A 21,850-nucleotide genomic window follows, 5' to 3' on the forward strand; every position below is an offset into this window, starting at 1 on the left:
GAATACAAATCTCGTTTCGTTAAAATAAATAGTCTTAATGTCAACGATAAGATTAACAATTCTGATAGATTATTGCGTGAAATAGTAGAAATAGTGCCATTTTTGTTTGATATTATACAAGAAACACATAAAGATATATCGTATTATTGATAATATATGTTATATTTGTATGTAAGGAGAAAACATGATGGTTGAAAGGAAAACATTATCGCAATTATCTGTGCCAATATGCCTGGAAACTTTATTCTATATGCTTTCAGGGATGGTTGATACACTTATGTTATCATCTGTAAGTGATCAGGCTGTGGGAGCAGTGGGAACAGCAAATACTTATATAGGTGTTTTCATTGTCATGTTTGGAGTGATATCATCGGGTATGATAGCTGTTATGTCACAAAATATCGGAGCGGGAAGACCCGGGATAGCATATCAGGCCAGACAGCTTGGACTTATGTTTAATGCGTTCATTGGTATCCTGATGTCTGTTGTTCTTGCAATTTTTTCCGGCAGAATACTTAAAATAGTAAGTATTGCTCCTGCTTTGTTTGAACCGGCTGAAACATACCTCAAAATTGTTGGTGGAACATGTTTTTTAAATGCGCTTATTCCTATTTTTTCCAGCTATTTGAGAGTATTTGGATATACAAAGCATTCCCTGATAGGAACTATTGTTGGAAATGTTCTTAATATAATACTAAATTCGGTATTCTTATTTGTATTTAACTGGGGAGTAATGGGAGTTGCCGTTGCCACGGTTATTTCAAGGGTTGTAAATCTTGTTATTGTAGCGGTGATGGGCGCTGTACTTATAAAAGCAAAACAAAGTCCTGATCGTATTTTGCCGCGAAAGATACTTGCGCAGATTGTTAAAATAGGTTTTCCTTCTGCATTTGAAACAGCACTTTATAATATAGCAATGACATTTATAGTGCGTTTTATGAATCAGATGGATGCGAACGGAATGAATGTCACAGCTCGTTCGTATGCTATGCAGATAGCAAATTTCTCATATTGTGCAGGAGCTGCACTGGCACAGGCTAATGCTATTATGACAGGCTGGAGAATCGGAGCAAAGGAGTTTGAAGAATGTGACAGGGGTATAAAAAAAGCAGAGATATATGGCCTTGTAATAGCAACATGCTTCTCTGTGACATTTGCACTGTCCGGACACATTATAGTGCATATATTTACGGATGATGCACAGATGATAAGTCTTGTGGTAAAATTGTTAATAATAGATATATTCCTTGAACTTGGAAGGGTGACAAATCTTGTGTATAGTCAGGCGTTAAAAACCAGTGGAGATGCAGTTTTTCCGGTTATAATGGGTGCAATTTTCATGTATCTGTTTGCGGTTGGCGGTACATATTTTCTTGGAATACATATGGGCTTTCTGGCGGTAGGAGCATATATTGCCATGGCAGGTGATGAATGTGCGAGAGCTGTTGGAATGGTGCTTCGATGGAAAAGCGGAAAATGGAAAAGTAAGAGTCTTATAGAATTATAGGAGCGATTATGTATTTTGAATTAAAGGAAAATAAACCACATGGTACAAAGGATGATCCGTTCAGTACATATCACATAGAGAATGCGGATCAGTCCTTTCAGATACCGGTACATTGGCATGATGAATTCGAAATTATATATGTAAAAAGTGGCTTTTTGACTGTAAATATATCAGGAGAGAACTATATCGGGAAACCCGGGGATGCCTTCGTTGTATCACCGGGCAATCTGCATTTTATGGGTTCAAAGACCGGTACTGTAGATTATTTTACTTTTCTTTTCCCATTGAAATATATATCTTTTTATACAGATGATATACTAGATGATAGATTACTTGAACCATTAGACAGTGGTCGTCTGATGATAAGTCCCAGTGTAAAAGATACGATAAAAGAATTGTGTGAGCAGTTAATTGAGATATATGAAGCCAAAAAGAGTGAAAGAGAGTTGAACATAACGACGCAGATAAAGACCAAAATAATTCTTTTACAATTTATTCTTGAAATGTGGGAAAAGGGATTTATAGTAGAAAATAACACAAGTGGTAGAAATATTGTAGAAAAAGAAATGGTCTCGTATATACAGCAGAATTTTACAGGAAAAATATCATTAAGGGAATTTGGGGAGCAATTTCATCTTTCTGAAAAATATATATCCAGATATTTTAAGGAGCATTTTCATATTACACTTTCACAATATGTGGTGTATTTACGGTTAGAGTATGCAAAACAGCTGTTGCAAGACACCGATATTTCTGTTACAGAGGCAGCAATGCGGAGCGGTTATCAAAATATAAGCTATTTTATCAGAAGTTTTAAAAAAACATACGGAGTTTCTCCGTTAAAATACAGAAAAAAGCAAGTTGACTGTATGCAATAACATTGTATTGGCCGCGTTAGCTCTGATTTTGTAACGTTTTACGTTTTATGGAGGAAAATGATAATGTCAAAAGATGAATATTTAATTACAGATGCCCCTATTAAAGCACTGACTGTATTTGCAATGCCTATGATTCTGGGCAGCTTCTTTCAACAGGTATACAATATGGCAGATTCAATCATTGTTGGTCAGTATGTCGGTGCTCCTGCACTTGCGGCAGTTGGCGCCTGTGCCGCACTGACAAATGTTTTTATCTGTATAGCACTCGGTGCCGGGGTAGGGGCGGGGGTGCTCGTAAGTCGCTATTTTGGTGCCCAAGATTATAGCAAAATGAAAACTATTGTATCAACATCCTTGATCAGCTTTTTGATTTTAAGCGTACTTTTGGGTATCTTCGGTTTTTGTTTTTCTCGCTTTATGATGACTGCATTACAAACACCTGCTGATATACTGGAGGAAGCAGTGTTGTATCTTCGCGTTTATTTTGTGGGATTTCCGTTTTTGTTTATGTATAACATTCTTTCAACGATGTTTAACTCAATCGGTGAATCGAAGATTCCGTTAGGCCTTTTGATAGTTTCTTCTATTTTGAATATTTTTATGGACATTTGGCTGGTGACCGGTCTTGGTCTGGGTGTGTTCGGGGCCGCTCTCGCAACTCTTATTGCACAGGGAATTTCCGCCGTGTTCTCGCTTTTGATTTTCTTTAGCCGGATGCGTCGATATAAAAGTCCCTTTAACTGGTTTGACAGGCAGGAACTATCTTCTATGCTTCAAATTGCCGTTCCGTCTGTTCTGCAGCAGTCTACAGTGTCAATTGGTATGATGATCGTACAGGCTGTTGTAAATCCATTCGGCACGCAGGCGCTTGCAGGTTATGCAGCAACGATGAGAGTAGAGAATGTTTTTTCATTGATATTCGTATCCATTGGTAATGCAGTTTCACCATATGTTTCCCAGAACTATGGTGCAAAGAAAATTGAACGTATCAAAAAAGGATATCATGCTGCGTTGGTGTTGGATGTATGTTTTGCAGTGCTTGCTTTTGTAGTCATTGAAACACTGCACACACAAATTTCTTCGCTATTTCTTGGTAAAGATGGAACTGCTTTGGCGTATCAGGTGTCTGGTGATTATATGAGATGGCTTGGTTATTTTTTCATTTTTATGGGTATTAAGATGGCAACTGACGGAGTCCTTCGCGGACTTGGAATTATGCGTCCGTTTCTCATTGCAAATATGGTAAACCTTGCGATACGCTTGTCGGTTGCATTGATTTTTGCACCCCGTTTCGGTATTGCGTTTGTCTGGCTTGCTGTACCGGCCGGCTGGCTTGCAAACTTTCTGATTTCGTATGTGGCACTTAGAAAAAGCTGGAGAATTCAACTAAAATTATACAGCAATTAATAAAGGAAAGAAGTTGGAATGATATAAAAGAATTTGAGTGATTAAAATCAATTTACACGTTTGTAAGAGATGAAATTTTAAAATGTTTATAAATAATCGGTAGATGCTGTTGGATAGATTGTTAAGGGAGGTAGGAAATGAACAAGATTATATACAGAAAGACTACAAAAGCTGATATGAAAATTCTGATGAAGCTGAGACTTGAAATGTTTAGAGAAGTGAATGGCTTGTCCGGTGAGTATGAATATGACGAGAATTTTATCTTTGAGAGCAGAAGATATTTTGAGTCAGGGGAACAGACTACGGTTATTGCGTCTGATGGAGAAACTCTTGTAGGCTGTGCAAGCTTATCCTATACATGGATTATGCCAACCTTTTCGCATCCAACAGGTAATCGGGCGCATTTAATGAATGTCTATACTCGTGCAGATTATAGAAGAAGAGGAATTTCTAAGAAAATGGTTGAGATTTTGATTGATGAGGCAAAAGAAAATGGTGTGACAGAAATAAGCCTGGATGCAACAGAGATGGGAAGACCGTTGTATGAATCGTTAGGGTTTAAAGCATCTGATTCGTGTATGGTGATGGATTTGGAGGGGGGATATTGATGAAGATCATAGAGTGTGGTTTTATCCGTTCACATAGCGTACCACATTTTTTTACAGATAATTACGACCATCCAATATATGAAGATGGAGTACAATTGGTGGATATGATATATTTGCGAAGTGGGAAAAATTAAGATAATTCCCTAGTTGTGAATAACAATAGTTAAAGAACAGTATTGGAGGAAAATATCTTATGTTAAATTTAATAGTGAAATATAATGAATTAACAGCAGAACAATTTATTGAATTGTGGGAAACGGTATGGGGAGGTGGACCGTCGCTTGAACAGACAAGGTTAGCAATGAAACATACTTTATTCAGAGTTTCTGTATGGGATGGAGATTTCATTGTTGCTATGGCAAGAATGAATGGTGATATGGGACTTAATTACTATATTAAGGATGTTGTTGTCAGACCTGAATATCAGGGAAAAGGTATCGGAAAGATGTTAATAAAAGAATTAAGAAGATTCATAAATGACAATGGAGTTAAAGGTACAGACATTTTTGTGGAATTATGTGCAGTCCCTGATAAGATTCCATTTTATGAAAAGTTTGGATTTGAGGCAAATGAGGCACAAAGATTGAAAATTTATCATCATGTAGAGTAAAGATAAATATGAAAAGAATAATGCATTTAGGAGCATTTGATGATGAACCTGCAATTGTTGTACTTATGGATACATATTTGAAGTAGAATGGAGAAATAAAATGGAATACAAAAAATTTGACAATATAATAATAGCAAGGATTGACAAAGGGGAGGAGATATTAGAACAACTGAAAGCAATTGCCATAAATGAGAATATAAAACTTGCCAGTATTAATGCGATTGGAGCTGTCAATGATTTCACGGTCGGAGTATATAAGACGGATGAGAAGAAATATTGCTCAAACAGCTTTAAAGGATATTATGAAATCACATCGCTGACAGGTACAATCAGTACAATGAATGGCGAATATTATGCACATCTTCATATGAGTGCCGGAAATGAGAAAGGCGCAGTGTTTGGAGGACATTTGAACAGGGCTGTTGTCAGTGCAATCTGTGAGCTGGTAATTACGATAATTGATGGAAAAGTTGACAGGGTTTATGATGAAGAAACAGGACTTAATGTATTTAAGTTTGATTGAGCGCATTGAACATGTGTGATAAATTATCATTTCAGTAATAAACCATGGAGTAGTGATAAGGAGATAAAAATGAAAAACAAATCGGTGAATGCGTTCTATACGGCTGAGATTTTAGCACTTGTAGTTGCTTTGATTTTCTTTGCGGCCGGTATGCCGAAGAATGATAATTCTATGTCGGTCTTATCACAGTTTGAACTGGTAATGACGATCATAAGCGGTGCATTTTTATTATTACATGCAGTTTCAGCATGGTTGCTCAGTAAGAAAAATCCATATAGGGGGAAGCTTTTCTGGTTTTTTAAATTTTGACCAACCCTGCCGGAAGTCATTTTATATTATGACAGAATTAAGTTGATAAAACAGAAAAATTAGAAATTTTAGAGGTATAAAGAATGATAAATTTAGTAGCACTTCCGTGTTTATGTGTAGATGTTTTTGATGGAACTGATGAACTATATGCTGGCGGTGAAGCCCTTAATTTTGCAGTCCATGCATCAAAATTTGAGGAGTTCAATGTTTCAATATTGGGTGCGGTTGGACAGGATTCTTACGCAAAATTTATTATGGATTCTATTTCTGATAAGAGAATAGATGTAAGCCACGTAAGAGTAGAAAAGGATAAAGTAACAGCGAATAATCGTACATATCTTACAGCCGGCGGTGACAGATATTACAAAGATGATTCATGGACGGGTGATATTGTTGATAAAATGATATTGAACTATGATGAATTGGAGTTTATTAAAAAATCAGATGTTGTATTTGTACATTTTTGGGCAGGCTGTTTTGGACAAATTATAGATTTAAAAAAGAATAACAATTTCAGATTGGCAGTGGATTTTGTAGAATATCGTAATTTTAAAGAAATGGAAAAATATGCACCATATATAGATTATTTCATGATTAGTGGAGAGAAATCAATTCTCCCAATATTTGAAGCGTTTTCAGAGAAGTATAAAGGGCTATTTAATGTGTCTTTAGCTGATAAGGGAAGTGTTACATATCATAATGGTGAAAAGTATTTTGTTCAAGCTAATAAAGTTAAAGAAGTAATTGATACTACAGGTTGTGGAGATAGTTACCATGCAGGCTTTGTATGTTCACATTTGATAAATGGGAATATTTATGAGGCTATGAGAGTTGGGACAGAATTAGCAACAGAGACGCTGTCTCATTATGGTGGATTTTAAGAGGAAGAGAGTTTTTTGGGGATGTCATTTGTGGAGAAGCCTCCCTATTTTGGATGCCCAAGTGGAAAGATAGGATTGTTGTCCAGTATGTTTACTGATCCGGAATATAGAAGAAGAGGTATTGCAAAGGAGTTGCTATCCCGCGTTATAGATGACGCCAGGGAATATGGCTGTGGAACAATACAGATTACGGCGTCTGATATGGGAGTTAAATTATATACGGATTTTGGATTTGTACATAATGGTAACTTCATGCAATATAAACTTTAACGGCTATAGTATTTCTGATTGAAATGGGCAGAAAACAGAGAGGTTGGGATAAAATTATGGTTAGGGAAATAAATAAGACAGAACTTAATGAATTATTAGAGTTATATTTGTATCTTCATGAAGATTCGATTCCGGAAATGACAGAAAGCTTGAAAGAGACTTGGAATATTATTATGAATGACATGAATCATCATATAATAGTTTGTGAGGTAGATGATAAAATTGTGTCTTCTTGTGTTTGTGTAATTATTCCAAATCTTACAAGAGGGGTAAGACCATATGCGTTTATTGAAAATGTTGTGACACATTCAGATTATAGAGGACACGGCTATGCTACGAAATGCTTGGAATATGCAAAGTACATAGCGGAGCAGAATAACTGCTATAAAATGATGCTTCTGACAGGATCAAAAAAGGAAAGTATATTAAGATTTTATGAGAATGCAGGATATAATAGTTCTGATAAAACTGCTTTTATTCAGTGGCTTGAATAACAATAGTTAAAGAACACTATGAGATAGTTGGAACAATTTTGCGTGAGAAATATTTCCAGAAAGAGATATTAAGGTGAATTATGGGATTATTTGATAAATTAAAAAGAGGAAAAAACAATTTGACGATTGGTGCGATCATAGGCAAAGAGTATGAGCAGCAGTATTTTGATGAGTGTAAATATATTTGGAAAAATTATGTTCCGCAAGCTGGACAAGCACATAATCTGCAGGGAGAATTATTAAGAGAAATAGAAAAGATTCGATGTGAAGCCCAGGACAATGGAAATATTAACTGGGATGATGACTATTCCTATTTTTGTGATTTTATCAGTGGAAAATTAACGGAACAACCTATTTTTTCAGAAGTCGAGAAACAAGAAATTAATTTAATAATGGCTTACATAAAAGAATGTGGAACATACGCCCAAAAATTCTACAGCAGAAAAATATCAGAGAACAATGTGGATATGGAGAAGATTGCATATGTGAATGATAATTTGTACGATAGGATCTGCGATAAAATAGGACGCCTACATAAAGAAAATGGGGAGCCGATGCCATACGAGAAAAATGACGATATTGTGAGATGATTTCAATAAGAGTGTTGGAGAAAAAGCTTTTATGAAAAGCTTGGCTTTGAGGCAAATACGGAGGTAATGTTATTATGATCTTGTGCTTTTCCGGAACTGGTAATAGTCGTTATATAGCAAAGAAAATTGCAGATGAATTGCAGGACGAGATTGTAGATATGAATGCAAAAATCAAGGCAACAGATTATTCGCCAATGAAAACAGGCAGAAATATAATCGTAGTGGTTCCAACTTATGCGTGGCGTATTCCACAAATTGTATCGGAGTGGCTTTGTAAAACGAAACTGCTTTCTGCAGAACGCATTTGGTTCGTGATGGACTGTGGAGGCGAGATTGGGAATGCAGCGAAATATAATCAGCGCCTTGCGGAGCAAAAACATTTATGGTATATGGGTACAGCTCAGGTTATTATGCCGGAAAATTATATTGCTATGTTTGGTGCACCGAAAGCAGAAGAAGCAAGAAAGATTGTTAGAAATGCGGAACCTGCTATTATGGATATAATTGCGCACATTAAGGCAGAGCAGCCGTTCGCTGTACCAAGAAACAATCTTTATGACCGGTTAATGAGTGGTCCGGTAAATCCGATTTTTTATCATTTCTTTGTGAAATCTGATGCATTTCGTACGGATGCTACCTGTGTCGGTTGTGGTCAATGTGTTAAGAACTGTCCATTGAACAACATTACGCTTAAGGACAGAAAGCCTGTATGGGGAAAGCAATGCACTCATTGTATGGCTTGTATTTGTTATTGCCCTACAGAAGCTATTGAGTATGGAAAAAAGAGTGTTGGAAAGCCGCGTTATCATTTCGAACAATTAGAGAGCAGATGATTTATAAATCTCTGTACGGAAATTAGAAATTGATAATTTGAAAAATTTCCAGTTTGAAGGAGCGACAGTATATGAAGTATTTATACTTGCATGGATTAGGACAAAAACCAGACAGTTGGAACAGAGTAATAAAGGAAACGAAAGTGTCGGAAAGTAGTGTCAATTTGAGTTTGGCAGGGATGCTAAAGGGAAAAGCTGTTACATATAAGGAATTATATTCAGCATTCTCATCAGAATGTGACAAGGTGAACGATGAAATTGTCTTATGTGGGCTTTCTCTAGGCGCTGTTTTGGCACTTAATTATGCGATAGACCACCCAGATAAAGTAAAGGCGCTCGTATTAATTGCAGCACAATATAAAATGCCAAAAAACTTATTGAAAGTTCAGAATATATTGTTTCATCTTATGCCGAATTCGGCATTCAGTAAAATGGGTTTCAAAAAAGCGGATGTTATCAGCCTGTGCGGGACGATGGCTGAATTGGATTTCAGTGACTCACTGCATAAGGTGTCTTGCCCAGTATTGCTCATTTGTGGAGAGAAGGACACTGCAAACAAAAAAACTTCAAAAGAACTTTGCCAATATTTGAACAACGCCTGTTTCCATGAACTTGTGAAAACAGGTCATGAAGCAAACATAGAAGCTCCGGAAGAGTTGGCAATCGTGTTGCAGAAATTTTATGAAAATATCAGATGAATTTTGATTTGCGAGGGTAATTATGATAAAAATTTTGAATGATATAAAGAATGCAGAAAATTCAATATCTAATAATAGAAAACTTATAAATACCATGGCTATATTGTTCCTTGGAATAGCTTTGGGATTTTTTTCAAAATATCTGGATTTTCGTCAAGCTGAACTTCCAGGTGTGCTTATGGCAATAAATGGAGTATTAGATATTAGTAATTTCCTTGGGCGTTTTGCAATCTGGGTATTGATTGCACTGTGTATTTCTATTTATAGCAATTCTGCAATAAGAGCAAGCATTAATGTTTTTGTATTCTTTGTTGGTATGGTTGCAACTTACTATTTGTATTCAAACTATATTGCAGGATTTTTTCCAAGAAGTTATGCAATGATTTGGGTTGGATTTACAGCTGTTTCTCCATTATTGGCTTTTGTCTGCTGGTATGCAAAGGAAAAAAGCAAACTGGCATTTATACTGTCGGCTCTGATTTTGGCAGTATTGTTCAATATGTGCTTTGTATATGGATTCGGATATTTTAGTGCATGGTCTGTTTTGGAAGTGATAGTCTTTATTATTGGATTTATTGTTTTGAAGAGAGACACATTGAGGAGTTCTGCGATAATGGGAACAGTTAGTATAGTTCTTGCATTCCTGTTTAATATTATTATTCCATTCCAGTTTGGATAAATAAGAGTTTGAGGAGAGAAATATGAATCTGACTATAAGAAAATGGAGAATTGATGATAAATTCAATCTTGCAATAAACTTAAATGATCTAAGAATTTTGAATAACCTTAGGGATGGCTTGCCTTATCCGTACACGGAAAATGATGCAGAAGATTTTATACGGGCGATGTTATCAGCGAATAAAGACAATACATTTGCATTTGCGATAACACTTGATGATAAAGTGATTGGAAGCATGGAGTATTTCGACAGGATAATATCCATTGCAAAACCGCTGAAATGGGTTATTACATAGGAGAACCCTACTGGGGAAATGGATATATGACAAATGCAATCAAACAGGTTTGTGAATATGTGTTTGAGAAAAAGGATATTATTCGTATTTTTGCTGAACCATTTGCTCACAATATAGCTTCATGTAGAGCATTGGAAAAGGCAGGATTTCAATACGAAGGAACATTAAAGAGTAATGCTGTGAAATGTGGCAGTATCATTGATATGAAAATGTATGCACTTGTCAGAGAGTAATTCAACTTCCAGTTGTACGCCCAGCCGATGGTGTGGCACTGCGGAGTCAGAGAACCAATTATGTTTTACATTGTGAATATTTAAGCTGGTATGCAAAAGGGTAGGAAGCGTTGCAGTCTTTATGTCAATTGGTTATTCCATATTGGGGATAGAGGCAGGAAGTATCAGGCACTTGATTAAGGGAGATACAGTATGAAAAAGATATTAAGAAATATTCTAAGAGTAATATTGATTGTAATCACGGTTATTGCATTATTCGTGATAATATCATTGGTTCGCCATAAAGTATGCAGTTCAAGAGAAAAGGATTTATTAACTCCGTTAGGTGAACTGGTAGAAGTCAACGGGCACAAGATGAGCGTATATACAGAGGGGGATGGTTATAAAACGCTTGTGTTCATGTCCGGAAGTGGAACCTGCTCGCCAATATTGGATTTTAAGTCTTTGTATTCGCTGCTTAGCAATGATTATAAAATCGTTGTAGTGGAAAAATTCGGTTATGGCTTTAGTGATGTTGTAGACGAAAACAGGGATATCGATACGATGTTAAGCGAAACAAGGATGGCACTTGATAAAGCCGGAATAAAAGGCCCATATGTGCTTTGCCCCCATTCGATGTCCGGACTTGAGGCTTTATACTGGGTACAGAAGTATCCGGAAGAAGTTGAGGCTATTGTTGGTTTGGATATGGCAGTACCAGACTATTATGATGAAATGAACATTAATATTCCTATTATGAAATTAGGGCAGTATGGTGCGGCACTTGGAATCACCAGATGGATACCGAGCCTTGCCGAGAGCGATGCAATCAAAGCCGGAACATTGTCTGAAAAGGAAAAAGAGATTTACAGAGCAGTATTTTATCAAAAAACTGCAACTGTAACGATGATCGATGAAGTAAAAGCTGTAAAACAGAATGCCAATATTGTAAAAGAAAACGGAATTCCGCAGGTGCCGATGTTATTGTTTATTTCTGACGGCTCCGGTGGAACCGGTTTTACAAAAGAAAAGTGGAGAAGTATTCCCGAAAATTATATTTCAGATTGTGACAATGCAAGCTATATTGAATTAGATTGTCCGCATTATGTCCACGACTACAAATATGATGAGATAAGTAAAGAAATCAGGAAGTTTATTCAGTGAATGGAACAGGTGGTACATATGACTGTGTTGCTTTAATGGCATATTATGTCATTTGCAAATCAGTGACAAATCTTGACGAGATAGAAGAGATAAATGAGAACTTATGGAGGATGGAAAATGGTAAAACCTATTGTAAAAGATATTCTTTTTCTGGGACAGAAATCCGTTCCGGCAACACAGCTTGATATGAATGTGGTAAATGATCTTCGGGATACATTAGCTGCAAATCGTGAGCGTTGTGTCGGAATGGCAGCAAATATGATCGGGTATAAGAAAAATATGATCATTGTAAGTGCCGGACCTGTAGATATGATTATGATCAATCCGGTGATCTGTTCTAAGATCGGACGTTATGAAACAGAAGAAGGTTGTCTGTCATTAGAGGGAAAACGAAAAACAACGCGGTATAAGAAGATAGAGGTAGAGTTTCAGGATGCTGGTTTTGTAAAAAGAAAGATGGCATTTGAGGGATTTGTGGCACAGATTATTCAGCATGAGGTGGATCACTGTAATGGGGTAGTGATTTAATATATGTGCCACAAATCTTGAAAATTTTCAAATTTGTGGCATAATAATAGTGATCTTTTTTAGGAGTAAATGTGTATGTATATTAAACGTGAAAGATATTTACAAAAAATTCGTCCATATTATAATGTTGATCTGATAAAAGTTTTAACTGGTGTAAGACGTTGTGGAAAATCTATTCTGCTTGAACAGATTGAAGAAGAGTTTGTTTCAAATGGTTTTGATAAGACACATATTATAAGGATTAATTTTGAAGATTTACAGTTTGAAAAAATTCGTACAGCTGAAAAGCTGAATAGTTATATAACAAAACAAATCAAAGATATGGATAAATATCTGATATTTCTTGATGAAATTCAGCATGTGAGAAGTTTTGAAAAAGTATTGGCTTCTCTGAGAGCTACAATTAATTGTGATATTTTCATTACAGGCAGTAATTCCAAACTGTTGTCAGGCAAGATGGCAACACTTTTGGTGGGGCGATGTATTGAATTTAGGATAATGCCGTTTTCTTTTGCTGAAAGTTATGAATATATTAAAGTAATAGGAAAAAATCAGCCCCCTGATGAATTTATTATTGATTATATCAATTGGGGTGGATTTCCATTGAGATTTTCATTTTCCAAAGAAAGCGATATTAAAAGATATTTGGAACAAACATATTTGGGCATCCTTGATAGAGATATAATAACTGATAAATCAAAAATAAATAGACAGAATTTTGAAAAGATAGCAGGGTATATTATGGCAAATGCTGGAAAAGAATTTTCCAGTAAAAATATACAAAGCTATTTCGAGAATCAAAATGAAGAAGGTCTCGACCGTAAAACAATATACAGATATCTTGACAAGATGGACAAAGCATGCCTCATAGATCGGGTGAAAAGATTCAATATTGTTGGAAAGCAAGCAATGTCATATATTGAAAAACAGTATGCTGTTGATACGGGCTTTCGTATGATAAATACGAATTTGGTAAATTTTGAAGATACATTTTTCTTAGAAAATATCATTTATAATGAACTGGTTTCAAGGGATTATGAGGTGTTTACAGGAAAAACATATAAGGGTGAAATAGATTTTGTTGCAATTTATGGTCGTAAAAAATGTTTTATACAAGTAGCATATTATCTTGGAAGCAGGGAAACGATTGAACGGGAGTTTGGAGCATTTAAGCCTATAAGCGATGCGTCACCTAAATATGTATTTTCATTAGATAGATTCGATTATTCCAGAGATGGTATTTCACATATAAATATTGTTGATTTTCTATTAGGAAAAGTAAATATTAATTTAAGTTAGTGCCACAAATCAATAAAAAAATTTAAATTGTGGCACTAAAATAAAAAGCTATTATCAATTATTGTCAAAGTAATTTTTGCCTTTTACTTGACATAAGTAGAGGTGGATCACTGTAATGGGGTAGTGATATAACAGGAGATAAACATGGAAAAAGAATCAGGCAAATGGATCATGTATGGTGTAGCCTGGGATGATCCGGAATGTATTCACACAGTAGATGAGGCAATAGAGTATATAAATGAGATTGGCTTCCTACCGCTTTTTAGAAATGATATACCGGGATTTTCGCTGGAAGAACGAACCGTGCCGGAGTACTGGTGGTGTGAGGATGTTGACAGAGATCCATGGATGTGGCGGGCGGTTATCGCAAGAAGACATGACATCGTATATGGCAAGTTTTTTAATAAAAAGGCAGGTTTTATATCGAGAAAATGGCTTCCTGTATTTGCCAATTACAGACGGGATGGATATGATTTTGATGCGCTGTATGAAGATGGAAAAGCTCCGAATAAGAATAAAAAGATCATGGATCATTTCATGGAAGAACATGTGGATGCAGAACTGTATTCCAACGAACTGAAGAAAATGGAAGGATATGGAAAAGGCGGCGAAAAGGGATTTGATGGAGCTGTCACAAATCTTATGATGCAGATGTACCTTTGTAATTGCGACTTCAGAAAACGTGTAAATAAAAAAGGGCTAGAGTATGGCTGGGATGTAGCGGTTTACTCGTCCTTGGAACATATCTATGGGTATGATTATGTAACATCCTGTTACAAGGATGATCCGCAGGAGTCCTGGAATATGATCATCCGGCATATGCATGATATTTATCCGATCGCAACAGATATGCAGATAAAAAAGCTTTTGAAATAGATTCAAGGTTAATAATCTGATGATATTTCAGTAAATAGCCTGATGAATTTTCTTGCTTGACAAATCATCTTTTTGTGCTATACTTCATACCAACAGAATAGTAAAAAATAAGTACGCAAGGGTGTGTTACATCGGTTGCGTACTTTTTTTGTTTTATGAAATACAAGGGAGGTGAAACTGGTGAAGACCCTTGAAACAAATGACTGGCTGGTCATGAACAGTATCATATACAAGATCTACACAATCGGTGATTTTGATGCCATGCGGACACAGTTTCTGGAACAGATCAAGACCGTCATTGATTTTGACAGTGCAGATTTTTATCTGGCATCATCAAATGAGAAAGAAAATCTGGAACGTCCGGTATTCCTCAACTGTGATGAAGACTTGTCAGATATTTATGAGAATATGGATTACAGCCGTGGTATTATGTTCAGTGGCAGGAGTATGGTATACCGGGAAACTGATATCATATCGGATGAAAAAAGAGTTCAAACTGAATATTATCAAAGAGTATATAAGCCAAATAACTGGCATTACGCGTTACAAATGATATTTGGACGGAACAAACATTTTCTGGGCGTGGTGACATTATATAGGACGATTGGTAAAGAGGACTTTACATATGAAGATGTATTCCTGATGGATATGCTTAAGGATCATATGGCATACCGGTTGTCACAGGACAGAAATAATCAGATGACCAGCCAGGAGAAGCTGACGCTGACACAGGCAGTAAAGACCTATGATCTGACGAAGCGCGAGCAGACCATATTGCAGCTTTTGCTGCAGGGAATGGAGAATACGGAGATCTGTGACCGTTTATCCATAACGGTAAATACACTAAAGAAGCATATTTTAAATATTTACAGGAAACTGGGAATCCGAAACCGTGTTCAGATGTTTAAACTGATTAAAGAAAAAGAGTAGTTAATACCATAAAAGTAGTAAAAAAATGGTAATCCTGTTCTATTGAAGAATTAATTTGAAAGTAGTATATTTTCGTTAACAAGCAAAGGAGCTGTTCAGAGATGAACGGCTCTTTTTTGTTATATTAGTTGTATGTTGCAGATTGGAGGAAGAAAGAATGAAAGAAATCATATTAATAATCAGACCAGAAAAGCTGGAAGTATTAAAAAGCATATTGGATGAGAAGAATTGTGGTGGTATGACGATCTCAACCGTTATGGGATGCGGAACACAGAAAGGAACTGTTGAGGGCGTAAATGAGATTAAAGGCTTTAAAACTACGATCAATCTTCTTCCAAAAGTAAGAGTTGAAGTAGTAGTTGAAGATTCCAAGGTAGAACAGATTATTCTGGATGTCAGAGAAAAGGTAGCTACCGGACATGTCGGAGATGGTAAGATCTTCATTCGAAATATCGAAGAGGCTATACGAATCCGTACCGGTGAACGAGGAGAAAAAGCATTATAGAGAAATTTGAAAAAGAGGTGATATGATTTGGCAAATGTTATAGTTGATATCAAAGACGTAAATAAAATATACGGAACAAATCATGTTGTAAAAGATCTGAATCTGCAGGTAGAGGAAGGCGAGTTCCTGACATTGCTTGGATCATCCGGATGCGGCAAGACGACAACGCTTCGTATGATTGCAGGATTTGAAGAACCGACGACAGGCTCCATTCAGGTAGAAGGTGAGCCGATTGAAGATAAAGAGCCATTTGAGAGAAATGTAAACACTGTCTTTCAGAGTTACGCTTTATTTCCACATAAGACCATATATGACAACGTAGCATATGGTCTTAAGATGAAAAAGGTTCCAAAGAAAGAGATCAAAGAACGGGTAACGGAGATGTTAGAGATGGTTCAGTTATCCGGATTTGAGAAACGGTATCCAAGTCAGTTGTCCGGTGGACAGAAGCAGCGAGTTGCGATTGCAAGAGCGTTGATCAATCGTCCGAAGGTTCTGCTGTTGGATGAGCCGCTTGGTGCATTGGATCTGAAGCTTAGAAAACAGATGCAGCTGGAACTGAAACGGCTGCAGAAGAAATTACATATCACATTTATCTATGTTACACATGATCAGGAAGAAGCGCTTACGATGAGCGACAGGATAGCTATTATGCATGATGGTGTCATGGATCAGATCGGATCACCGACAGACATCTATGAAAGACCGGCAACCAAGTTCGTAGCAACCTTCATCGGAGAGACAAACGTATTTGACGGAACGATCAAATCGATCGTAAACGGAAAAGCGGTTATAGGGATTGAAAATGGAGATGTAACAACCTCCGGTTCCGTGACCGAGACAGAGGAAAAGAACACCGGATTTTCAGTTGGTGAATTTGTAACTGTTTCTGTTCGACCGGAAAAGCTTCATTTTTCGGCAGAACCGGTAGAGGGCTTCAGCGTACCGGCACTGGTCAAGGATTATATCTATGTTGGTTCAGTCGTCAAATGTCTGGCGGTTCTTCCAAATGGAAATGAAGTAAAGATGGAACGTCTGGCAGGCGAAGAACTTCCAAAATCCGGTGACAAAGTATTTATCTGCTGGAATCCGGAGGATGCGGTATTGATCCACAGTCTGGATAACAGCTTCTATCAGAGTATGGAAAATATAACACTGGCATAAGGAGGTGTTTGATATGAATAAAAAGAGATTCAGAGAAAAGACACTTCCGGCAACGATCATGGTAGGGCCGGTGACCTTATGGCTGATCCTGTTGGTAGCAGTTCCACTCATCTATATACTGGTCATGAGTTTTTGCAGTATTGATCAGTATTACAATGTAACATTTCAGTTCACATTCGATAATTACAAACATCTGGCGGACAGTTCTTATATTAAGATCTATGTTCAGTCACTTGTGATCGCATTACTTACAACCGTGATCTGTATCGTGCTTGCATATCCGTTTACCTATATTATTGCAAGGACAAAGAGCAGATCAAAGAATCTGTTATATATGCTGGTTATCATTCCGTTCTGGACGAATTCACTGATTCGTATCTATGGATGGAAAACATTCCTTGGTTCATCCGGCTGGTTGAATACCGTGCTTATGAAGCTGCATCTGATATCAGAGCCATTGAACCTCTTATATAATCAGGGAACTACCGTATTTGGTATGGTGTACTGCTTGTTCCCATTTATGGTACTTCCGCTTTATACCGCGATCGGCAAGCTGGATCATACTTTACTGGAGGCTTCCTCTGATCTTGGAGCTAAGGGCTGGCGGACTTTCTTTGAAGTGATCCTGCCGTTGACAGCCAGCGGAATTTTCTCCGGCTGTATCATGGTATTTATCCCATGTCTTGGATATTTCTTTGTATCGAATATCTTAGGTGGTGGAAATGCAGATGTTATTGGTAACCTGATCGAGCGCCAGTTCAAGAGTGGAAATAACTGGCCTCTTGGTGCAGCCTTATCCATCATATTAATTGTTGTCACATTGATCCTCGTCAAACTGTACCAGAAGACAGGCGGCGATATGGATAGTCTGGGGGTGTAAACGATGAGCAGAAAAGCAAAAGTAAGAACAAAGAGTATTCTTTCAAAGATCTTTTGTTCTCTGATTTATATTGTATTGTTTATGCCGATTGCAGTTGTTGTAGTGAATTCCTTTAATGCAACGACATCAAAACCATATCTGACCTGGAAGGGGTTTACATTTGACTGGTATGTGAAATTGTTTGAAAATCAGTCGCTTCTTACATCCTTTGGCAATACGATGATCATAGCATTGGTCACAACTGTACTTTCAACGATTATAGGTACGCTTGGTGCGATCGGAATGTACAAATATAAATTCAAAGGAAAAGGGATCATAGACGGACTTTTATATATCCCGGTCGTTATTCCTGAGATTGTAATGGGTATATCCTTACTTACTGTATTCGCAAAGGTCTCGATCCCAAGAGGTATGCTTACATTGATCATTGCACATATTACCTTCTGTGTGCCATATGTTATCTTCAATGTCAGGGCAAGATTATCCGGCTATGATATTTCGATCGAAGAAGCAAGTATGGATCTGGGAGCTAACCGCATCCGTACATTCTGGGAGATCACACTTCCGGTTTTAAGACCCGGCATTACAGCCGGTGCATTACTGGCATTTACGTTATCGATTGATGACGTTATCATAAGCTACTTTGTAAATGGTAATACGATGACTTATCCGTTACAGGTTATGGCAAGTATTAAGAGTGGAGTAGCACCTGATGTAAATGCGTTATCAGCACTGATCTTAGCAGGCACGATCATTTTTGTTGTCCTGACTCAGGGCAATCTGTTTAAGAAGAAAAAACAGTAGCTGTATAGAATGAAACAGTAAACAATTTATAGAAGTAACCGAACAAGGTTCAAGAGTAGAAGGGAGACATAATTATGAAGAAAAACAGAAAAAGAGCAGTAAGTATTGCATTATCACTTGTTCTTGCAATGACAGCAGTAAATATCACAGGCTGTGGTAAGAAAGCAGACAGTACAAACGGAGAGTTAAACCTGTTCATCTGGACAGAGTATGTACCGGATGAAGTAATTAAGGATTTTGAAAAAGAATATGGAATTAAAGTAAATGTATCAACATTCTCATCCAATGAGGATATGCTTGCAAAGGTAAAATCAGAGGATGAAGGAACTTATGATATCGTACAGCCGAGTGACTATATGGTAGAATCCATGATCGCTCAGGGAATGCTTGAGAAGTTGGATCAGGATGCACTTACCAATCTGTCAAATATTGGTAGTCAGTATCTGGATCCTACATATGATCCGGGCAATGTCTACTCCGTTCCTTATCAGGGTGGTGTGGCAGCGATCGCAGTCAACACCGACAAGGTATCAACAGATATTAAGGGATACGCAGATCTCTTTGATCCTTCATTAAAAGGACAGATCGTAGCACTGGATGACTATAGAGCAGTTATCGGTATGACGGAGAGAAGCATGGGACTCAGCATGAATGAAACAGATACAGCAAAGCTTGCCGAGGTTGAAACGAAGCTTCTGACATTAAAGGATAATATCGCAGTATATGACAGTGACAGTCCAAAGTCATCTCTGATCAGCGGAGATTGTAATGTTGGTTACTGCTGGGCTGCTGAAGTAGCGCTTGCTATGGATGAGAACCCATCGATCAAGATTGTATTCCCTGAAGAGGGCGCATATAAATTCATTGATAACTGGGCAATCGCAAAGGGTGCCAAGAACTATGATAATGCAATGAAATTCATCAACTATATGTGTGATCCGGATGTTGCTACAAAGGTTATGGCGGAATACCCATATCTGAATGCGAATGCAACTGCAGTGGAGGCAAATGAAGATTACAGGAACAATGAAGCAAAGAATATACCGGCTGAGGTATTTGAAAAAGGTGAATTTGTTGGAAATCTTGATACAGATACATTGACTGTTTACAACGATATGTGGAACAAATTAAAGCAGTAATACAAAACGGCAAAAGACAGACAAAAAAGTTGATCAGGAGGAGTAAGATATATGGAACCAAAAAAGATGTATATTGATGGTGAGTGGGTAACAGGAAGTATGGAAAAGCCGTTTGACGTTATCAATCCGGCGACCGGAGAAGTGCTCGCGCAGGTCTATGAAAGCAGTGTAGAAGATGCCAGACGTGCGATCGCTGCGGCAAAGAAATCATTTTACCAGACAAGAGAGTGGCGTGATATGGATTCCCAGACCAGAAGTGATATGATTCTAAAGATCGCAGATCTGATCGACAAATATGCCGATGAACTGGCAATGCTGGATACTCTGGATAATGGTAAGCCGCTTCGTGAAGCAGAAGGAGATATCAGTGATGGTATTCATTGCTTCCGTTATTACGCAGGTCTTTGCAAGACTCCGCATGGTGGTGTATATGAGGTAAATGATGGATTTGGCAAGATGCATTCATATGAGACCAGAGAGCCGGTCGGTGTCTGTGCGCAGATCACTCCATGGAATTATCCGTTTTTGATGTCTGTCTGGAAGCTGGCTCCTGCACTTGCAGCAGGAAACAGTATCGTGTTTAAACCAAGTCCAAAGGCTCCGCTTTCAACAATCCGGTTATTCGAGATCTTTGAAGAAGCAGGACTTCCGAAGGGCTGCGTCAATCTGTTACAGGGTGATGCTGAGGTCGGAACGGAAATGGGCGAGAATACCGATGTTGATATGATCACATTTACAGGAAGTACCAGAGTCGGTCAGAGCCTGATGAAAGCAGCCGCTACAAATGTGAAGAAGATCGGACTGGAGCTTGGTGGTAAATCACCAAATGTCATTTTCGCAGATGCAGATCTGGATGGCGCTGTAGAGTGGGCAATGATCGGTATTTTCTTCAATCAGGGCGAGGTATGCGCCGCAGGATCCAGAATCATCATAGAAGAAAGCATCCATGATGAATTTGTTGCCAGATTAAAGAAAAAGGCGGAAGCCATGACGATCGGCAATCCGGTGAACAATCCGGATATCGGACCAGTCATTACGGAAAAGGATATGGAGAAAGTTCTGTCTTACATAAAGAGTGGTATCGAGGAAGGCGCAACACTTGTAACAGGTGGTGAGCGCTATACAGAAGGAGAATGTGCAAAGGGCTACTTTGTACGTCCAACGATCTTTGATAATTGTACTTCGGATATGAAGATCGTCCGTGAGGAGATCTTTGGTCCGGTTGTCAGCATCCAGACCTTTAAGACAGAGGAAGAAGCGATTGCGATGACCAATGATACCGTATATGGTCTTGCCGGAGCTGTATTTACTTCCGATATAACCAGAGCACATCGTGTGATCAGTGAGCTTCGCGCAGGTATCACATGGATCAACTGCTACAACCCAACCTTTAATGAAGCACCTTGGGGCGGCTATAAGATGAGCGGTATCGGCAGAGAGCTTGGCGTTCATGGTATCGAGGAATATCAGGAGGTTAAGCAGATCAATATCAATCTGAACCCGGGTATTGTAGGCTGGTATGAACACTAGATAAAACAGACCGTTCACTTTCTGAAAAATGAAGGTGGGCGGTTTTTTATTGCTTTTTAATGCGTTTCAAATACCGACTGATTTGGCGAATAACAGAAATAGGGTAGAAAATGATACTTCGATAGAGGTATGACGATGGAATTACAAGTCGGTTATATAAGTTGAATATACTTATATTTAATTACATATAACAGATAAATGGTAGATAAATGGTATAAATTAGTAATTGAAAAAGAG

Annotated in this window: 26 protein-coding genes and 2 pseudogenes; all 28 read left to right on the forward strand. The window is 37.7% G+C overall.

Going from position 1 to position 21,850, the window contains the following annotated elements; all coding sequences use genetic code 11:
- The first annotated feature begins 187 nt into the window (after nt 1-187).
- The 28 genes and pseudogenes from DXB77_RS03450 (at nt 188) to DXB77_RS03590 (ending at nt 21,613) form a co-directional block, all read left to right on the forward strand.
- A complete protein-coding gene (locus tag DXB77_RS03450; protein ID WP_347559465.1) occupies nt 188-1,507 on the forward strand; it encodes an MATE family efflux transporter in 1,320 nt (439 codons plus the stop codon).
- Between the two features lie 8 nt (nt 1,508-1,515).
- On the forward strand, nt 1,516-2,385 hold the full coding sequence (locus tag DXB77_RS03455; protein WP_118662663.1) for an AraC family transcriptional regulator: 870 nt from the start codon (nt 1,516-1,518) through the stop codon (nt 2,383-2,385).
- A 6-nt stretch (nt 2,386-2,391) separates the two neighbouring features.
- Complete coding sequence (locus DXB77_RS03460; protein WP_347559471.1) at nt 2,392-3,792, forward strand: MATE family efflux transporter; 1,401 nt, start codon at nt 2,392-2,394, stop codon at nt 3,790-3,792.
- 137 nt (nt 3,793-3,929) lie between these two features.
- Entirely contained in the window at nt 3,930-4,400 is a 471-nt protein-coding gene (locus DXB77_RS03465; protein ID WP_118662665.1) for a GNAT family N-acetyltransferase, read from the forward strand.
- Nucleotides 4,401-4,411: 11 nt separating this feature from the next.
- A pseudogene (locus DXB77_RS13420) lies at nt 4,412-4,534 on the forward strand (GNAT family N-acetyltransferase); the annotation flags it as partial.
- A 59-nt stretch (nt 4,535-4,593) separates the two neighbouring features.
- Complete coding sequence (locus DXB77_RS03475; RefSeq protein WP_118662666.1) at nt 4,594-5,010, forward strand: GNAT family N-acetyltransferase; 417 nt, start codon at nt 4,594-4,596, stop codon at nt 5,008-5,010.
- Between the two features lie 100 nt (nt 5,011-5,110).
- Nucleotides 5,111-5,533, forward strand: a complete 423-nt coding sequence (locus DXB77_RS03485) for a PPC domain-containing DNA-binding protein (protein WP_118662667.1) — start codon at nt 5,111-5,113, stop codon at nt 5,531-5,533.
- Nucleotides 5,534-5,602: 69 nt separating this feature from the next.
- On the forward strand, nt 5,603-5,842 hold the full coding sequence (locus DXB77_RS03490; RefSeq protein WP_242996032.1) for a hypothetical protein: 240 nt from the start codon (nt 5,603-5,605) through the stop codon (nt 5,840-5,842).
- 83 nt (nt 5,843-5,925) lie between these two features.
- Nucleotides 5,926-6,723, forward strand: coding sequence for a PfkB family carbohydrate kinase (locus tag DXB77_RS03495; RefSeq protein WP_118662668.1), 798 nt, complete (start codon nt 5,926-5,928; stop codon nt 6,721-6,723).
- An 18-nt stretch (nt 6,724-6,741) separates the two neighbouring features.
- A pseudogene (locus tag DXB77_RS03500) lies at nt 6,742-6,993 on the forward strand (GNAT family N-acetyltransferase); the annotation flags it as partial.
- A gap of 56 nt (nt 6,994-7,049) precedes the next feature.
- Nucleotides 7,050-7,487 carry a GNAT family N-acetyltransferase gene (locus DXB77_RS03505; protein ID WP_118662669.1) on the forward strand — a complete coding sequence of 146 codons (438 nt, stop codon included), beginning with the start codon at nt 7,050-7,052 and terminating at the stop codon, nt 7,485-7,487.
- Nucleotides 7,488-7,567: 80 nt separating this feature from the next.
- A complete protein-coding gene (locus tag DXB77_RS03510) occupies nt 7,568-8,077 on the forward strand; it encodes a hypothetical protein (RefSeq protein WP_118662670.1) in 510 nt (169 codons plus the stop codon).
- A gap of 74 nt (nt 8,078-8,151) precedes the next feature.
- A complete protein-coding gene (locus DXB77_RS03515; protein WP_118662671.1) occupies nt 8,152-8,910 on the forward strand; it encodes an EFR1 family ferrodoxin in 759 nt (252 codons plus the stop codon).
- A 71-nt stretch (nt 8,911-8,981) separates the two neighbouring features.
- Nucleotides 8,982-9,608, forward strand: a complete 627-nt coding sequence (locus DXB77_RS03520; RefSeq protein ID WP_118662672.1) for an alpha/beta hydrolase — start codon at nt 8,982-8,984, stop codon at nt 9,606-9,608.
- 22 nt (nt 9,609-9,630) lie between these two features.
- A complete protein-coding gene (locus tag DXB77_RS03525) occupies nt 9,631-10,287 on the forward strand; it encodes a hypothetical protein (protein WP_118662673.1) in 657 nt (218 codons plus the stop codon).
- Between the two features lie 22 nt (nt 10,288-10,309).
- Nucleotides 10,310-10,582, forward strand: a complete 273-nt coding sequence (locus DXB77_RS13425) for a hypothetical protein (RefSeq protein ID WP_347559466.1) — start codon at nt 10,310-10,312, stop codon at nt 10,580-10,582.
- Nucleotides 10,567-10,815 (forward strand): GNAT family protein, encoded by a 249-nt coding sequence (locus tag DXB77_RS13430; protein ID WP_347559467.1) that lies wholly within the window; start codon nt 10,567-10,569, stop codon nt 10,813-10,815. The genes DXB77_RS13425 and DXB77_RS13430 overlap by 16 nt, the downstream gene beginning before the upstream one ends.
- 192 nt (nt 10,816-11,007) lie before the next feature.
- The gene (locus DXB77_RS03535) at nt 11,008-11,958 is read left to right on the forward strand and encodes an alpha/beta hydrolase (protein ID WP_118662674.1); all 951 of its coding nucleotides are present in this window, start codon (nt 11,008-11,010) and stop codon (nt 11,956-11,958) included.
- Between the two features lie 117 nt (nt 11,959-12,075).
- Nucleotides 12,076-12,486 carry a peptide deformylase gene (locus DXB77_RS03545; protein ID WP_118662676.1) on the forward strand — a complete coding sequence of 137 codons (411 nt, stop codon included), beginning with the start codon at nt 12,076-12,078 and terminating at the stop codon, nt 12,484-12,486.
- Between the two features lie 75 nt (nt 12,487-12,561).
- The gene (locus tag DXB77_RS03550) at nt 12,562-13,785 is read left to right on the forward strand and encodes an ATP-binding protein (protein ID WP_173783587.1); all 1,224 of its coding nucleotides are present in this window, start codon (nt 12,562-12,564) and stop codon (nt 13,783-13,785) included.
- Between the two features lie 144 nt (nt 13,786-13,929).
- A complete protein-coding gene (locus DXB77_RS03555) occupies nt 13,930-14,661 on the forward strand; it encodes a hypothetical protein (RefSeq protein WP_118662677.1) in 732 nt (243 codons plus the stop codon).
- Nucleotides 14,662-14,841: 180 nt separating this feature from the next.
- Nucleotides 14,842-15,591, forward strand: coding sequence for a helix-turn-helix transcriptional regulator (locus DXB77_RS03560; RefSeq protein ID WP_117807665.1), 750 nt, complete (start codon nt 14,842-14,844; stop codon nt 15,589-15,591).
- A 157-nt stretch (nt 15,592-15,748) separates the two neighbouring features.
- Nucleotides 15,749-16,096 (forward strand): P-II family nitrogen regulator, encoded by a 348-nt coding sequence (locus tag DXB77_RS03565; protein WP_008402823.1) that lies wholly within the window; start codon nt 15,749-15,751, stop codon nt 16,094-16,096.
- 27 nt (nt 16,097-16,123) lie between these two features.
- Nucleotides 16,124-17,260, forward strand: a complete 1,137-nt coding sequence (locus tag DXB77_RS03570) for an ABC transporter ATP-binding protein (protein ID WP_117784925.1) — start codon at nt 16,124-16,126, stop codon at nt 17,258-17,260.
- Between the two features lie 13 nt (nt 17,261-17,273).
- Entirely contained in the window at nt 17,274-18,140 is an 867-nt protein-coding gene (locus DXB77_RS03575) for an ABC transporter permease (RefSeq protein ID WP_118662678.1), read from the forward strand.
- A gap of 3 nt (nt 18,141-18,143) precedes the next feature.
- Complete coding sequence (locus DXB77_RS03580) at nt 18,144-18,944, forward strand: ABC transporter permease (RefSeq protein ID WP_008402826.1); 801 nt, start codon at nt 18,144-18,146, stop codon at nt 18,942-18,944.
- A 74-nt stretch (nt 18,945-19,018) separates the two neighbouring features.
- Complete coding sequence (locus tag DXB77_RS03585; protein ID WP_118662679.1) at nt 19,019-20,083, forward strand: spermidine/putrescine ABC transporter substrate-binding protein; 1,065 nt, start codon at nt 19,019-19,021, stop codon at nt 20,081-20,083.
- 51 nt (nt 20,084-20,134) lie between these two features.
- Complete coding sequence (locus tag DXB77_RS03590; RefSeq protein WP_118662680.1) at nt 20,135-21,613, forward strand: aldehyde dehydrogenase family protein; 1,479 nt, start codon at nt 20,135-20,137, stop codon at nt 21,611-21,613.
- Nucleotides 21,614-21,850: the final 237 nt, after the last annotated feature.

The organism is Clostridium sp. OM05-9 (genome assembly GCF_003481465.1).
GTDB lineage: Bacteria > Bacillota > Clostridia > Lachnospirales > Lachnospiraceae > Coprococcus > Coprococcus ammoniilyticus.